The sequence below is a fragment of the Nocardia arthritidis NBRC 100137 genome (assembly GCF_001612765.1).
Lineage (GTDB): Bacteria > Actinomycetota > Actinomycetes > Mycobacteriales > Mycobacteriaceae > Nocardia > Nocardia arthritidis.
In genome coordinates, this window is the sequence record NZ_BDBB01000002.1 from 240,800 (window position 1) to 255,562 (window position 14,763).

Genomic DNA, 14,763 nt, shown 5'->3' on the forward strand with positions numbered 1-14,763 from the left:
CCGGACGGCCAGCACACTTATGCTCCACTTTGCACATCGAAAGGCGTTCCCATGTCCCACAAGCCCAGTGTGCTGTTCGTCTGCGAGCACAACGCGGGCCGCTCGCAGATGGCTGCCGGGTTCCTCACCGCCCTGGCGGGTGACCGGTTCGACGTGCGATCGGCGGGCAGCGCGCCGGCCGAGGCCCTGAACGCCACGGTGGTGGACGCCATGGCCGAGATCGGCATCGACATCTCCGGCCATGCTCCCAAGCCGCTCACGATGGACGCGATCGGCATCTCCGACGTGGTGGTGACCATGGGCGCGGGCGACGCGTGCCCGTTCTTCCCCGGCATCAGCTACCGCGACTGGATGCTGCCGGACCCCGCCGACCAGTCCCTCGATGTGGTGCGCACGATCCGCGACCATATCCGCATCCTGGTGGAGAACCTGATCGCCGAATTGGTCCCCGCGCCCGCGCGCTAGGCGCTGTCCGATTCGTTCAAGACGCGCCCGCACGCCACTGCCTACGCTGCGGGTATGACACCACAACTCGACGTCATCGGCATCGTCGTCAGCGATATGGCCGCCTCGGTGGCCTTCTACCGCCGCCTCGGGCTCGCCTTCCCGGAGGGCTCCGAGCGGGAAGGGCACGCCGAGGCGGCGCTGCCCAACGGCATGCGGCTCACACTGGACACCGAAGCCGTCATCGAGTCGTTCCACACCGGGTGGAAACCCCCGACCGGCGCGGGCCGTATCGGAATCGCTTTTCGCTGCGAAGATCCGACAGAAGTCGACGCCGTGTACGCCGAACTCGTGGATGCCGGGTACCGCGGCGAGCTGAAACCGTGGGACGCGTTCTGGGGGCAGCGCTACGCGGTGGTGCAGGATCCGGATGGCAACGGCGTCGACCTGTACGCCGCTGTTCCGGCCATAAGCAGCTGAACCACCTCCACCCTCACGGCGCGAGACGGACCCGAGCACGCTTCCCGACGAAATCCGCTGCGTACGCCATCTCGACCGGTCCATCCGCCCCGGGAACGGGACCAGCCCACGCGCACATCGACGCGGTCAAGGCTTGGCGAGCAGGCGCCTCAACGGAATTCCCGCCAGCGCGCGCACCTCGCGGGACAGGTGCGCTTGGTCGGCGAATCCGGCCCGCATCGCGGTGTCGGCGAGCGGCACGCCGCTGCGTGCCGCTGCCAGCGCGCGTTGCAGACGTAACACCCTCGCAAGCATTTTCGGGCCGTAGCCGAAGGCGTCCAGGGAACGGCGGTGCAAGGTCCGTTCCTCCAGCCCGGCCGCGTCGGCGACCGCCGCCACCGGCCATCCGGCGTCGAGCGCGCCGACCACCTTCCGCATGAGCGGATCGGCCGGTTCGGTCGCGGCCGCGCGCCGCTGCACGATGCGTTCCAGCGCTGCCGCCTGATCGTCGGCGGCCGCGATCCGATCGACCAGCGGCCGGACCACAGCCGATGGCCACAGTTGAGCCAATTCGACCCGCCGGTTCCGCAACTCGCGCGCCGGAACGCCCAGCAACGCGGGCGCGGTACCCGGAAAGAACCGGACCCCGACGTACCGATCACCCGCGATTCCACCGGGGTGGTGGGCGCGGGTGTCCGGCCCCGCGACGACCAACCGGCCGTCCATCCAGATCAGATCCATGCAGCCGTCGGGCAGCACCGGCAGCGCCGCGCCACCGCCGTGGACGGTCTTGATCCACAGCACGGCGCCGTCGTACCACGATGGACGCTCGCGGTAGGCGACATCGTTCATGACACCGACGCTACTCCGGACCTGCGACCGCGCGTAGGCGGCGTCTCAAAAATATCGTCTCAAAATAAGTCGCTATTTAAGATACCGGTAGAGGGTCGCACGGGAGACACCCAGCTCCCGTGCGATTTCGGCGACGCCGCGACCCTCCACGTCGTGCTGCCGCCGTGCGAACTCGACCTGCTGTGGAGTCAGCGCCACCGGCCTTCCCCTGGACACGGTTGCCGGAGGAGTCCGGTCCGTGGGCGCCAGCAACAGGCGCACCCCTTCCAGCACCTCCGTACGCAACTGGTCGACCGGAGCCTCGGCGTACAGCACCACCGGGTCACTGAGCCCCGCCACCGCCTGGGTGGCGCGAACACGCTCGGCGAAGCTGGCGTCCGGTCCCGCGACCAGGATGTTCGCCTGCATCATGACCTTGCTGAATCGCTCGAAGATGCTGCCGGGAGCGGCCAGCGCCAAATCGCGGACGTTGAGCCGCAACAGGTAGCGATGAGCGAGGAAGACGTCGAGCAACCCTTCGATCACCCGGCGGCGCGCCTCGCACGGATCGGGATCGCCCGCCTCGGCGACGGTACGCTCCATCGCCGCGAGGAACGGCTCCGCCAAGCCCGCGAGGATGTCGTACTTGCTCGGGTAGTGGTAGAGCACCCCCGCCTTGGAAATGCCCAGTTGCTCGGCGATCGCGCGCACCGAGGTGCGGTGATAACCATGCGTGCCGAACAGGTCCATGGCCACCTCGAGGATGCGCGCGCGGGTCGTCGTGTCGTCGCTCACGCCTCGGATCCTACCCGTTGACTGACCGATGGTCAGTGCCTTACATTTCTGACTGACCAACGGTCAGTCGATACCACGGAGGCACCCATGGCGCACCAACCCCGCATTCTCATCTCCGGCGCGAGCATCGCCGGACCGACGCTCGCGTACTGGCTGGCGCGCAACGGCTTCCGGCCCACAGTGGTCGAGCGGAGCCCGGCACTGCGCCCGGGCGGCAACGGCGTCGACATCCGGGGGTCCTCGGTACGGCTCGCGGAGCGGATGGGCATACTGCCACGGTTGCGCGGGCTGGCCACCGACATCCGCGAGCTGACATTCGTCGACGCCACCGATCGCCGCGTCGCCGGGATGAGCACGCGCACCTTCAACGCCGACGGCGACATCGAGATCATGCGCGGCGACCTGGCCCAGGTGCTGTACGAGGCGACCGCCGACGACGTCGAGTTCGCGTTCGGCGATTCGATCGCCGCGATCACCCAGCGCCCGGACGCCGTCGAGGTGACCTTCGACAGCGGCAAGCAGGCCGAGTTCGATCTGGTCATCGGCGCCGACGGATTGCATTCGCGAACCAGGAATCTCGCCGTCACACCGGAGTCGGACGCACTGCATCACCTCGGCATGTACTTCGCCACCGCCCGCGTCGACGCAGGTCTCGGACGCCCGCGCTCGGTGACGCTCTACAACACGCCGGGAAAGGTGGCGGGCGTCTACCGATCGGGGGCGCACGACGGCGCCACGGCGTTCTTCGCCTTCCGGGAGACTCGCGTGCTCGATGTCGACCACCGCGACGAGAACGCCCAGAAAGCCCTGCTGCGCGCGTATTTCGACGACCGAGCCTGGCAGGTGCCCGCGTTGCTCGATCAGGCCACGGCCGACGACGGCTTCTACTTCGACGCGGTGAGCCAGGTCCGCCTGCCGGCCTGGTCGAGCGGACGGGTCGCCCTGGTCGGTGACGCCGGGTACTGCGCGACCCTGCTGTCCGGCGCGGGCGCGGCACTGGCCATCGAAGGCGCACACCTGCTCGCGACGGAACTCGCCGCCGCGGGCGGCGACCACCGGATCGCCTTCCGCCGCTATGAACAAGCCCTGCGTCCCACGGTGCTGCGGGCACAGCGCTCGGTACGGGCGAGCAGTTCCATGCTGATACCGGCCACCGGCGGCCACATCTGGTTGCGCAACCAGCTGACCCGCCTGATGGTGCTACAGACCCTGGCGTCCCGCGTCTACCGGCCGGTCGCCGTGCGCGCCGACTGAGCAGGTGGCCTGCGGGATCAGCGCTGCGGCGCAGCGATCGGGACGATCACGCGCGGCACGACGCGCAGGTACGGCTCACGATGGTCCGCGGCGATCTTCGATTCCGGGTCCCGGCAACCCACGGTGACGTCGCTGTTCGGCACCGAGGAGAACGTCCACACCGTCACCCACTCCGTCCCGCCGAACGTCTCGGTCTTCTTCGCGTCCGACGAGCGCAGATCTTCATTCCGCCCGGAACTGTCGGTCACCGTGCAGCGAATGCCGTTGGCAGCCTGTCCCCAAGCGGCTGGCGCTCGAATATCGAGCACCACATCGGTGGGCACCGGAACTTTCTTCGATTCGCCCAGCAATATTCGGATACCGCCGTCCGCCACTTCCTCGTCGCGCACCCCGGTCGTCGTCGCCGGAGCGTTCGGGGCGGCGGCGGCACTCGTCGCGGTCGCCGCCTCACTCGCCGAGGTGTCGTCGGAACATCCGGACACAGCGGCAGCGACCAGCGCGGGAATCGCCATCCAGCTCAGTTTCACAGTCGGACCTCTCGTCGCGCCCACTCATCAGGCGGTTGGTTCGGAGCAGCCAGGCACTGAGCATGTCAACGGAAAGGAGGAAAATCTCGGATACACGCCGATAAATCGGCAATTGGGCCGCAATTGCCCGAAAGCGCCCCGCAGAGAAGGAAATAGGGTTGAATTGCAGATTCCTTGAGATGACCTCTGCCGACATTCGGGCAATCGGCTCGCAGTCCAAACGTCCGTGGGCTACCCGGCGCGCGGCACGGCATCACCATGTACGACTCGACCGTTTCCCACGACGGGCCGACCCGCGACTCCACCGTGACCGTTCGCTCCCCCGGACCGATCACTTCGGCGACGAAGGAATAAACAAGATTCATCCGATGTTTGCCGTGCAGCGCCGTTGGTCTGTAACGCCTTGGTTCGTGCCGCCTACCGGCTGGTTTCGGAAAGGTGTTTCCCCTGGACCAAGGGGGCCGCATAGTGTGTTCGGTAGGCGATCATGTGGAGGGCCACCATGGCGAAGCTGTCGTGGGTAACGAAGCGCGAAGGCAGGGCGGAGTTCGGTCGTGCCTGACGGTCGGGGAACCTCCAGCTCGCGCGCCCTGCGCGCCACCACACTCGGCGGCTACCGGGCAGCCGCCTTCACCACCACCCCCGGAACGCGCGCCGCACTGATCACGGTGGCGCTGCTGATCGCGCTGATCCTGGCCTATGAGTCCAACCTGACCGCGCAAGAGGGGGCCGACCACGGCTGGTTCGTCGGGCTCGCGCTGTCCGGGGTCTTCGTCGCACGCGGACTGCACCTGCGCAGGCCGATCACGCTTCCGCACGTCACCGCCGCGGTCCTGGTGCTCGCCGTCGCGCATCTCGCCTACCGCGCCGAGCATGCCGATGCCGGATTCGTCCTGCTGGCCGCCACCGGTTTCGTCGTGGTGCTGCCGCGCGCCGGTAGACCGCAGCCCGGTGAGGTGTATCGAGTGGCCGAACTGATCGGCCGCACCGAGGGCGACCCGCTGGCTCCCTTCGCCCTGCACTCGTCCAAAGCCTATTTCTTCAACGCGTCCTCGACCGCCGCGATCGGCTATCGCACCCGCTTCGGCATCGCCGTCGTCGCGGGCGACCCGATCGGCGATCGCGCGGCATTCCCCGAACTGGTCGCGGCGTTCTCCGACTTCGCGGTCAACCATGGCTGGCGCGTCGCCGTGCTGGGCGCGAGCCCGGAACTGACCGAGCTGTGGCAGATGTGGGCACTGGCGCATCGCGGGCTGCGCGCGGTGCCGATCGGCCGCGACGTGGCGATCGACGTGGACGAGTTCAACCTCGTCGGACGCAAGTTCCGCAATCTGCGCCAAGCCGTGAGCCGCACCAGGAATTTCGGTGTCACCACCGAGGTGGTGTACGAGTCCGCCCTCACCCCGGCGCGGCGCGAGGAGTTGCTGGCCATCGTCGACGAATGGCGCCGCGGCAGGCAGACTCGCGGCTTCTCGATGATCCTCGACCATCTGCTCGACGGGCGGAATCCGAACATGCTGGTGGTCATCGCCAACGACGCGGACGGCAGTCCCGTGGGCTTCCAGCGCTACGGCATTTCCGGGCGCGGACGGGAGCTGAGCCTGGACGTCCCGTGGCGGCGCAAGGACGCGCCAAACGGCCTCGACGAACGCATGATCGTCGACTTGGTCGACTACGCCGCGGCGCATGACATCCATCGGATCTCCCTGGCGTTCGCCCCGTTCCCGGAATTGTTCGCCGAAAAGGACAAATCGCGCACGGCCACCCTGTTCTATGTGCTGGCGCACCTGGCCGATCCGCTGATCCGGCTGGAATCGCTCTACCGCTTCCTGCGGAAGTTCCACGCGCTGTCCGATCAGCGCTACGTCCTGGTCCGCTGGCGGGACGTGGTGATCGCGGCCGCCGCCCTGCTCACCCTGGAGTTCGTCCCGCATCGCCGCGAGTTCTGAGCGGCGGCGCACGACCATGTCCCGAGGAGCCGCGTGGAACTGACCCACAGCGACGTGAAGGCCGCCGCCGAACGGGTGAGCGGACTGGTCAGGCCGGTGGCGGTGGCGCAGGCCGACCAGGCGGGCGAACTGTGGTTCGCACTGGAGTTCCTCCAGCACACCGGGAGCTTCAAGGCCCGCGGCGCGCTCAACTTCTTGCTCGCGCATCGCGAGAACGGCACGCTCCCGCGGGTGGGCGTGACGATCGCCTCGGGCGGCAACGCCGGACTCGCCTGTGCGTGGGCTGCCCGCAGTCAGGGGATTCCGGCCACGGTGTTCCTGCCGACCACCGCCCCGCGGGTCAAGGTGGACCGGCTCAACTCCTACGGCGCCGACGTCCATCTGGTGGGGACGCAATACGCCGACGCGCTCGCGGCCAGTCGCGAATTCGCCGACACCACCGGCGCCCTGCTCTCCCACGCCTACGACCACCCGCTCATCGCCGCAGGCGCGGGCACGCTGATGACGGAGATCCGCGAGCGGATCCCGGATCTCGGGGCCGTCGTGGTCGCCGTCGGCGGCGGTGGGCTGTTCTCGGGTGTGGCCACCTCCGCCGATCACTATGGTGTCCGAACCGTCGCCGTGGAGCCCGCCCGTTGCCGCGCACTGCATGCCGCGATCGCGGCCGGGAAGGTCGTCGACGTGGAGGTCGACTCGGTGGCCGCCGACTCGCTCGGTGCCCGGCGGGCCTCGGAACTGGCGCTGGCGGCCGCGCGACACTACGACGTGGCGTCGGTGCTCGTGGAGGACGCCGCGATCGTCGCAGCGCGCCACGAGCTGTGGGAGGAACGCCGCATCGCCGTCGAGCACGGTGCGGCGACCGCCTTGGCGGCGATCCTCGGCGACGAGCCCGCGTTCCGGCCTCGCCCGGGCCAACGCGTATGCGTGGTGCTGTGCGGAGCGAACACCGATCCGTCCGATCTGACCGGTTCGGACGGCCGCCACGCCGACTGACGGCTCAGCGGCGTATTTCCGACGAATCGGACGACACGGGGTTAGGCTCCCGCTGTCCTCTGCGATCCCGACGGAAGGCACACCATGGCGCATACCTCACACATGGTCCCCATCGGCACAGCGCTACCCGACTTCTCGCTTCCCGACCTCGACCAGCGGATCTACTCCCGGGACGATTTCGCGGCCGGCCCCGGACTACTGGTCGTCTTCGCGTGTAACCACTGCCCCTACGTCAAGCACATCGAGGCGGCGCTCGGCGAACTGGTCGATTCCCTGCCGTCCATGCCCACCGTGGCGATCTGCACCAACGACGCGTCCGCCTACCCGGACGACGCACCGCTGCGGCTGCGCGACCAAGCGATCCGCGCGGGCTGGACCTTCCCCTATCTCGTCGACGAGCAGCAGCACGTGGGCCGGGCCTTTCGCGCCGCGTGCACTCCCGACTTCTTCCTCTACGACGCGAACCTCCGGCTCGCCTACCGCGGCGCCTTCGACGAATCGACGCCCGGAAACGGGAAGCCGCTGACCGGAAACGACTTGCGCACGGCGGTCGAAGCCGTGCTGGCAGGCGAGCCCGCCCCCGAACCGCACCGACCGAGCATGGGTTGCTCGATCAAGTGGCGGGACGCCTGAGCATCTTCCCGCGTGCGCGCACCCGACGGATCGCACTGCGCCACGCCAGCTGCGGCACGGCGGCCGACAATCTGGCGAATTCTCCGAAGTTCCCCGGTTCCACCACGGTCCGGGCCTGCTGGGCGGTGGCGGACAGCCGCACGGCGCGCGATGCTTTGCCGACGTGACCCGCGTCGTACGGCGGTTGCGGGTCGTACTCGATGATCAATTGAGCGGTTTGTGCCTGCTCGGCACCGAAGACTTCCCCCACCAGCCACAGCGCCAGATCGATGCCCGCGGATACCCCCGCGGCGGTGGCGATTCTTCCGTCCCGCAGACCGAGGTCGTCCACAAGGTGCCCTTGTGCGCTCGCCGCAGCCAGCTCAGCAACGCGTCAGCGACGGCAGCCGCCGCCGAGCCGGGGCCACCGGGAACCAGCAGATGTCGGGTGTGGGCGTCTCACCGAACGAATGGGTGGCGCCCAGCACCAGCACCCCGCTGTCGGTCATGATCGGCCCCGGCTCATGCCAGACGAAGCGAATTTCCGCGCCCGGCGCGAAACGCAGCACCTCGTACGGGCCGATCGCGTCGAACGCGGTCATCCCGGGAAAGGTCACGATCGCGATGCGCACCGTCTTGCCCGGGCCGCGCCCCTCCGATCTGGTCATCGTCGACCCTTCCGATGATGAGTCAAAGAAAGAATCAGCGTTTCATTGCATTGACCGTGTGTCGATCGACGCCGGGAGCGCCATGATGTGCGCGGTGGAGCGACCCTGCTTCCCGCTCGGCCGGCAGCTCGGGATCGGTCTCCCCCAACACTCGATCGCCGAACGTGTGCCGTTCGGTCTCGCCAATTCGATTGGGCCACTCGGCAAAGCGATTCCCAGGCGGCACCGGCCCGAAAGATGGCCCGTGCTGACGAGCAGGCCGCGATGAGGGACACTGTTCGGCGACACCGGGGATCGAAAGGGGTGGGGACATTGGCGACGATCGTCCTTGTACACGGCATCGCGCAGGAACAGGAATCGGCCGACACCTTGGAGGCGCGCTGGTTGCCCGGACTCGCGGGAGGCGTCCGCAATCACGGCGCGCCGGAGCTGGCGGACCGCTTGTGGCGCAACGGTTCTCCCGGCGACTTGTCGACCCGGATGGCCTTCTACGGCAATCGTTTCCTGGTCGAGGGCGCGCAGGGCGCGGGGATCGAACCCGACGACGCCCAGCTCGACCTGATGGAACAGCTCGCCGCCGAGTGGCTGGCGACGGCCGCCGCGCACGCGGGCGACGAGCGTGACCGGGCGACGGCCCGTCGCCTCGGCACTCTCCCGCCGCCGGACGCGGTGGCGCAGGGAGCGCAGGCGAGACTGCGGCCCGCGCTCAACGCGCTGATGCGGTTGCGCTGGTTCGCGCCGTTCGGTTTCGGATTGGCGCAGAAGTTCGTCATCCGCGCCCTGTCCCAGGTCGCCCGGTATTTCACCGACGACGACGTACGGGAATACGCCCAGCAGCAGGTGCTCGAGCAGGTCGGTCCCGACACCCGCCTGGTCATCGCGCACTCGCTGGGCAGCGTGGTGGCCTACGAGGCGCTGCACCGCACCGACCATCCGGTCACCCTGCTGACCATGGGCTCGCCGCTCGGGTTGCGCTCGGTCGTGTACGACCGCCTGCGCCCCCAGCCGAGCACCGTGCCGAAATCGGTGACGGAATGGCACAACTTGGTCGACGAGGACGACCTCGTAGCGGCGCACCTCGACCTCGCTTCATTCTTTCCGCCGTACCCCGGCAGCGCCGTCATCCCGGTCACCGAACAGCATTTCGACAACGGCGCGTCGCCACACGACTCGACCAGCTATCTCATCAAAGCCGTCACCGGGGGCATCGTCGCGAAAACGCTGGGACACTAGCGGTTCGCGCCACGGCCGCCGACACCCCCGGGCCGGACGACTGCGCCTACTGAACGCTTTGCGAAAGATGGGTTTTCGCGTCGTCGTAGGACGCGGTGGACGCGACCTCGTCGCGGGTGTAGACCAGATGCAGCACGCCGGTGGCGAAAGCCTCCGAGGACAGCAGGCGCAGCGGGACCGTGGCCGCGCCGTCCTGGAACAGGCGCTCGCCCTTCCCGACCGCGATCGGGTGCACCAGCAGGTGCAACTCGTCCAGCAAACCGGCGGCCAGGAGCTGACGGACGACCGAGACCGAGCCGCTCATGCCGATGTCGCCGCCCGGCTCATTCTTCAGCGCCGTCACCACGTCGATCAGATCGCCGTCGATCACTTCGGAGTTGCGCCACGTGAAGTCGAGATCCTGCCGGGTCACCACGATCTTGCGCGCGTCGCCCAATTTCTTCGCGAACGCGGCGTCCGGGCCGCCGGCCGCTTCGCGCTCCGGCCACGCGCCCGCGAAACTGTCGTAGGTCTTGCGGCCGAGCAACAGGGTGTCGGCGGCGCCGAGCTGGGCGTCGACCGCCGCGCCCATGGCGTCGTCGAAGTAGGGGAAGTGCCAGTCCTGCGGATCCTCGATGACGCCGTCGAGGGCGATGAACAGACCGGCGGTGATTTTCCTCATGTGCGTTGCTCCTGGATCGGTATTGCGATGTCGCTTGATCCGACGGGACGACGCGCGAGAACTCATCGGTCGGCGCGACCGCCGTCGCCGCGCCCCATCCGGGCCGCCCCCGCCCTAGCCGGACAGGTTCGCATCGGAGCCGTGAAACGCCGCGCGGTAGTTGTGCGGACTGGTGCCGACCACCCGCTTGAAGCGGTCGCGGAACGCGGTGGGCGACCCGAAGCCGACCTGGCCCGCGATCCGGTCGACCGGGTGGCTGGTGGCTTCGAGCAGATGCTGGGCCCGGCGGATTCGCGCACGCAGCAGCCACTGCAGGGGCGTGGTCCCGGTGTGCTCGCGGAACCGCCGGTTGAGCGTCCGAGTGCTCATTCCGGCCTGGGCGGCGATGTCGTCGAGGGTGAGATCCCGTGCGGAGTTGTCCTGGATCCACCGCAGCACCGGCTCCAGCGCCGAGCCGCGCGGCGTCGGCGGCTGGTCGTGCACGATGAACTGCGCCTGTCCTCCTTCCCGTTCCAGCGGGACGACCGACTTCCTGGCCGCGTCGGCCGCGACCGCCGAGCCGTAGTCCCGGCGGATCATGTGCAGGCACAGGTCGATTCCGGCCGCGGCGCCCGCCGAGGTGAGCAGCGAGCCGTTGTCCACGTACAGCACGTCGGGGTCCACGTCGATGTCCGGGTAGCGGGCCGCGAGGGCCGCGGCGGCGAGCCAATGCGTGGTCGCGCGGTGCCCGTCCAGCAATCCGGTCGCCGCCAGGATGAAGGCGCCGGAACAGATCGACGCGAGACGGGTGCCCGCGGCCGCGGCCCGGCGCAGCGCGTCGATCACCTCGTCCGGCACCGGAACGGCCGGGTCGGCACAGCCGGGCAGCACGATCGTGTCGGCTTCGTCCAGCGCGTCGAGCCCGCGCGGGGCTCGCATCGTGAACAGCCCGGCGTCGACCGTCGGGGTGCCCGCGCAGACCAGCACGCGATAGGCGGGCCTGCCATCAGGGAGACAGGTACGCCCGAACACTTCCACCGGCGTCGCCAGATCGAACGCGATCACCTGGTCCAGCGCGAGGACGACCACGGTGTGCATGGCGATAGTTTAGGCGTCCGGCTGATTCCAGCCAATGCGCTGAACTGGCTGCTGCCGAATATCCGCATTTCATCGCCCTGGCGAGAATCGAGCGGTATGTGGCACTTTCGCCAATTCCGCTGGCACCAGATCCTGGCTAGTGTCGACCGCCGTGACGAAGTTCCTCCTCTCGGTCCACGTGCTCGCCGTGATCATCGCCGTCGGCCCGGTGGCGGTGGCGGCCAGCATGTTTCCCGCCACCACCCGCCGCGCCCTCGCCGCCACCGCGACCGGGCACGACCCCGCCGTCCTCGGCACGCTGCATCGCATCTGCCGCGTCTATGCCCTGCTCGGCGTGGCAGTCCCGGCCTTCGGTGTGCTCACCGCGTTCGGTCTCGGCGTGCTCGGCGACACCTGGCTGGTGGTGTCGATCGGATTGACCGCGGCCGCGGCCGGCGTGCTGGCACTGCTCGTGCTGCCCGGGCAGCAGAAGGTCCTCGCCGACCTCACCGGGACCACTCCGGCGCTGACCCGCCGTCTCGCCATGGACACGGGAGTGTTCAACCTGCTGTGGGCGGCGGTCACCGTTCTGATGATCGTGCGGCCGGGCTCCACGACCGGAGCGTGACGCTCAGTCGGGCAGGTAGCGGACCGCCATCGAGACGTCGCGAACGATCATGATGGGGCAGGCCACCGACAACAGCAGTGCCTGACTGGTCGAACCGAACAGCATGCCGGCGAACCCGCCTCGACCGCGGCTGCCCACCACGAGCAACTGAGCCTGCCCGGAGCGTTCCAGCAGACAGCGCTCGGGCCGGTCGGTCACGATCTCGCGCCGGATCTCGACATCGGGAAAACGCTCCTGCCACCCGGCAAGGCTTTCCGCCAGCACGATCTGCTTCTCGGTATCCACCGCGAGTTCGGCGCTCACCGACGGCAGTTCGACCCCCGTCCACACGTGCAGGGCAAGCAGGGGCACACCCCGCGCCGAGGCCTCGTGCAGCGCCGCTTCGATCGCGGGTTCGCTGATCTCGGTGCCGTCTACGCCGACGACGATCAGCTTCTTCCTGGCTTCCGCGGTGAGCGGCGCGCCCTCCCGGACCACGACCACCGGGCAGCGCGCCCGGCGCGCCAGCGCCGCACTGACCGATCCCAGCAGAGCACGCTGTACGGTCCCGCGACCGCGGGTGCCGACCACCATCATCCGCGCTCCGCCGGTGCGGTCCAGCAGCGCCGGACCGACCGGCTCGTGCACCAGCTCGGTGCTGATCTCGATGCCGTGCAGCGCTCGGACCGCGATGCGCGCCTCCTCGGCCGCGGTGTCCAGCACCCAGCGACCGTGCCCCTCCAATCGGGCGTAGTCGGTGCTGGTGAGCGGTTCGGTGACCCCGGGCCCGTAGTCGGCGACCGGATCCACCACGTGCGCCAGACGCAACGGCGCCCGATGCTGCGCGGCGGCCTGCGCTCCCCACGCGACCGCCGCCGCCGACCCGGCGGACCCGTCCACACCGACGATGATCGGCCGGTTGTTTCGCATGCTCATTTCCTTCCCGCCGAAGAGATCGAGCTCGACCGCCGATCACCGGCGCGGCGGACCCGCGGACGGCGCCGTCAACCGCCGCGGACGACGCAGGCGTAGCCCAGGTGGACGCCTTCGCCGACCGGGAGGTCGATGCTCGCCACGTACGGCGCGTCCGGCTCCTGCACAGCACTGATGGTGTGCGGTCCCTGCGTGGCAGGCACCCACTCGATCAGCGCGACGCCGCCGGAAGGCCGGACCACGCCGAACGGAATGCCGTTGTCGTAGAACACCACCGGTGCGACGACGTCGGTCACGGCGGCTCGCGCGGTATAGGTGCAGCCCGTCCCGTAATTTGTCACCAACCCGAAATTGAGGCCGGGATACATCCCGACCTGGGTCACCGTGGCCCCAGCCCAGGGCGGTTCGGCCATCGTGACCGCCGCGACGGCTCCGATCGCCGCCGCTGTCGCACCGATTCGTCTTCGCATTCGGGTGGTCCTATCGGTCGTGAGTCGCTCCTCGTCGAACGAACGCCGGCCGCGCGCACCGACGCGATTACTAGATCCTCACTCCCGCGCGGCTTCGACGGGGTGCGAACCGCGGAATTCGGCTCGCACCGGCGCACCGAGATCCCGTCGTCGCATGTCCTCCTCGGTGGCCCCGCTCGGAGGGGCCGGTTCCGCCGTGTTCGACCCGGCGCCACCTCAGCCGCTCACCGCACCGGCGGCGTGCGGCCCGGCTCGGCGACGGGGTCTCGTGCCGACTGACGGTCGTGTCGTCCCCTCGTGGTTGTGTATCCGAGGGGCTTCCCCTGGAGCGACGGAGGTGCGGTGTGGTAGCGATCGACTTCGAGCGGATGGTGCGTGGCGCGAAGCCTGCACCCGTCCGGCGCAGGGTCGCCGCGCAGGGGCTCGGTGGCGTGCCGCCGACGGCGCTGGTGCTGGCGGGCATCGTCAGCGTGCAGGTGGGCGCGGCGGTGGCCACGCAGCTGTTCGCGGCGACCGGCGCGGCCGGGGCGGTCACGCTGCGGCTGGTCTTCGCCGGGATCGTCCTGCTGGTGATCTGGCGTTCGTCGCTACGGGTGGGGCGTGGTGCGCTGCCGGTCGTGCTCGGGTACGGGGGGGTCCTCGCGCTGATGAACCTCTCGTTCTATGAGGCGATCGACCGGATCCCCCTCGGTATGGCGGTGACCATCGAATTCCTCGGACCGCTCACCGTCGCGCTGGCCGGATCGCGGCGCTGGATCGACCCGCTGTGGGCGGCGCTGGCCGGGGCGGGGGTGCTGCTGCTCACCCGGGCGGATGGAGACGTGGACTGGGTCGGGGTGATGTTCGCGCTGGCCGCGGCGGCGTGCTGGGCGGGTTACATCTTGCTCAGCGCCGCCCTCGGCGAACGGACCAGCGGCGGGGGCGGACTGGCGCTCGCCATGGCATTCGGCGGGGTGGTGATGCTGCCGGTCGGCGTGATCGATGCGGGCGCCGCGCTGTTGCAGCCCGCCGTGCTCGCCGCGGGATTCGCGGTGGCGATGTTGTCATCGGTGTTGCCGTATTCGGTGGAGCTGGAAGCGCTGCGGCGGATTCCGCCCCGCGTGTTCGGTGTCCTGATGAGCCTGGAGCCCGCGGTCGCGGCGATCGCGGGCTTGGTCGTCCTCGGTCAGGTCATGAATCTGGGACAGTGGGCGGGCGTCGGGTGTGTGGTGGCGGCGTCGGCGGGGGCGACACGGACCGAAGCGAAGGATTGAGTCGGCCGATCGGGGACG

Annotated in this window: 16 protein-coding genes and 1 pseudogene; 9 read left to right on the forward strand and 8 right to left on the reverse strand. The window is 69.2% G+C overall.

Annotation, left to right across the window (positions count from 1 at the left end; all coding sequences use genetic code 11):
* Nucleotides 1-51: 51 nt before the first annotated feature.
* Together NA8_RS02400 and NA8_RS02405 are read left to right on the forward strand one after the other, a co-directional pair.
* Nucleotides 52-465: an arsenate reductase ArsC gene (locus NA8_RS02400; RefSeq protein ID WP_040868829.1), complete on the forward strand. Its 414-nt coding sequence runs from the start codon at nucleotides 52-54 to the stop codon at nucleotides 463-465.
* Nucleotides 466-519: 54 nt separating this feature from the next.
* Nucleotides 520-924 carry a VOC family protein gene (locus tag NA8_RS02405; RefSeq protein ID WP_084466452.1) on the forward strand — a complete coding sequence of 135 codons (405 nt, stop codon included), beginning with the start codon at nucleotides 520-522 and terminating at the stop codon, nucleotides 922-924.
* A 126-nt stretch (nucleotides 925-1,050) separates the two neighbouring features.
* Here NA8_RS02405 and NA8_RS02410 read toward each other — a convergent pair whose 3' ends face one another.
* Complete coding sequence (locus NA8_RS02410; RefSeq protein ID WP_063048681.1) at nucleotides 1,051-1,755, reverse strand: helix-turn-helix domain-containing protein; 705 nt, start codon at nucleotides 1,753-1,755, stop codon at nucleotides 1,051-1,053.
* A gap of 72 nt (nucleotides 1,756-1,827) precedes the next feature.
* The gene (locus NA8_RS02415; protein WP_063048682.1) at nucleotides 1,828-2,529 is read right to left on the reverse strand and encodes a TetR family transcriptional regulator; all 702 of its coding nucleotides are present in this window, start codon (nucleotides 2,527-2,529) and stop codon (nucleotides 1,828-1,830) included.
* 87 nt (nucleotides 2,530-2,616) lie between these two features.
* On the opposite strand from NA8_RS02415, the gene NA8_RS02420 reads away from it, so the two are divergent.
* Nucleotides 2,617-3,783, forward strand: coding sequence for an FAD-dependent monooxygenase (locus NA8_RS02420; protein ID WP_063048683.1), 1,167 nt, complete (start codon nucleotides 2,617-2,619; stop codon nucleotides 3,781-3,783).
* A 17-nt stretch (nucleotides 3,784-3,800) separates the two neighbouring features.
* Here NA8_RS02420 and NA8_RS02425 read toward each other — a convergent pair whose 3' ends face one another.
* Nucleotides 3,801-4,295 (reverse strand): hypothetical protein, encoded by a 495-nt coding sequence (locus tag NA8_RS02425; protein ID WP_063048684.1) that lies wholly within the window; start codon nucleotides 4,293-4,295, stop codon nucleotides 3,801-3,803.
* A 569-nt stretch (nucleotides 4,296-4,864) separates the two neighbouring features.
* Between NA8_RS02425 and NA8_RS02430 the strand changes: the two genes are divergently transcribed.
* From NA8_RS02430 to NA8_RS02440, 3 genes are all read left to right on the forward strand, one after another.
* The gene (locus NA8_RS02430; protein ID WP_084466453.1) at nucleotides 4,865-6,259 is read left to right on the forward strand and encodes a bifunctional lysylphosphatidylglycerol flippase/synthetase MprF; all 1,395 of its coding nucleotides are present in this window, start codon (nucleotides 4,865-4,867) and stop codon (nucleotides 6,257-6,259) included.
* 33 nt (nucleotides 6,260-6,292) lie between these two features.
* Nucleotides 6,293-7,252 (forward strand): threonine/serine dehydratase, encoded by a 960-nt coding sequence (locus NA8_RS02435; RefSeq protein ID WP_063048685.1) that lies wholly within the window; start codon nucleotides 6,293-6,295, stop codon nucleotides 7,250-7,252.
* An 84-nt stretch (nucleotides 7,253-7,336) separates the two neighbouring features.
* On the forward strand, nucleotides 7,337-7,885 hold the full coding sequence (locus NA8_RS02440) for a thioredoxin family protein (RefSeq protein WP_063048686.1): 549 nt from the start codon (nucleotides 7,337-7,339) through the stop codon (nucleotides 7,883-7,885).
* Here NA8_RS02440 and NA8_RS32375 read toward each other — a convergent pair.
* Nucleotides 7,866-8,532, reverse strand: a pseudogene (locus tag NA8_RS32375) (DJ-1/PfpI family protein). The gene NA8_RS02440 and the pseudogene NA8_RS32375 overlap by 20 nt on opposite strands.
* 303 nt (nucleotides 8,533-8,835) lie before the next feature.
* On the opposite strand from NA8_RS32375, the gene NA8_RS02455 reads away from it, so the two are divergent.
* On the forward strand, nucleotides 8,836-9,765 hold the full coding sequence (locus NA8_RS02455; RefSeq protein ID WP_084466454.1) for a hypothetical protein: 930 nt from the start codon (nucleotides 8,836-8,838) through the stop codon (nucleotides 9,763-9,765).
* 46 nt (nucleotides 9,766-9,811) lie between these two features.
* Here NA8_RS02455 and NA8_RS02460 read toward each other — a convergent pair whose 3' ends face one another.
* The gene (locus NA8_RS02460) at nucleotides 9,812-10,426 is read right to left on the reverse strand and encodes a dihydrofolate reductase family protein (RefSeq protein ID WP_063048690.1); all 615 of its coding nucleotides are present in this window, start codon (nucleotides 10,424-10,426) and stop codon (nucleotides 9,812-9,814) included.
* Between the two features lie 114 nt (nucleotides 10,427-10,540).
* Nucleotides 10,541-11,503, reverse strand: coding sequence for a GlxA family transcriptional regulator (locus NA8_RS02465; RefSeq protein WP_063048691.1), 963 nt, complete (start codon nucleotides 11,501-11,503; stop codon nucleotides 10,541-10,543).
* 151 nt (nucleotides 11,504-11,654) lie between these two features.
* On the opposite strand from NA8_RS02465, the gene NA8_RS02470 reads away from it, so the two are divergent.
* Nucleotides 11,655-12,110 carry a hypothetical protein gene (locus NA8_RS02470; protein WP_063048761.1) on the forward strand — a complete coding sequence of 152 codons (456 nt, stop codon included), beginning with the start codon at nucleotides 11,655-11,657 and terminating at the stop codon, nucleotides 12,108-12,110.
* A gap of 3 nt (nucleotides 12,111-12,113) precedes the next feature.
* Here the strand turns inward: NA8_RS02470 and NA8_RS02475 are convergent, their stop codons facing one another.
* Entirely contained in the window at nucleotides 12,114-13,019 is a 906-nt protein-coding gene (locus NA8_RS02475; RefSeq protein WP_169810442.1) for a universal stress protein, read from the reverse strand.
* Between the two features lie 74 nt (nucleotides 13,020-13,093).
* Nucleotides 13,094-13,492, reverse strand: a complete 399-nt coding sequence (locus NA8_RS02480) for an Ig-like domain repeat protein (RefSeq protein ID WP_063048693.1) — start codon at nucleotides 13,490-13,492, stop codon at nucleotides 13,094-13,096.
* Nucleotides 13,493-13,836: 344 nt separating this feature from the next.
* On the opposite strand from NA8_RS02480, the gene NA8_RS02485 reads away from it, so the two are divergent.
* Nucleotides 13,837-14,745, forward strand: a complete 909-nt coding sequence (locus NA8_RS02485) for an EamA family transporter (protein WP_245663640.1) — start codon at nucleotides 13,837-13,839, stop codon at nucleotides 14,743-14,745.
* Nucleotides 14,746-14,763: the final 18 nt, after the last annotated feature.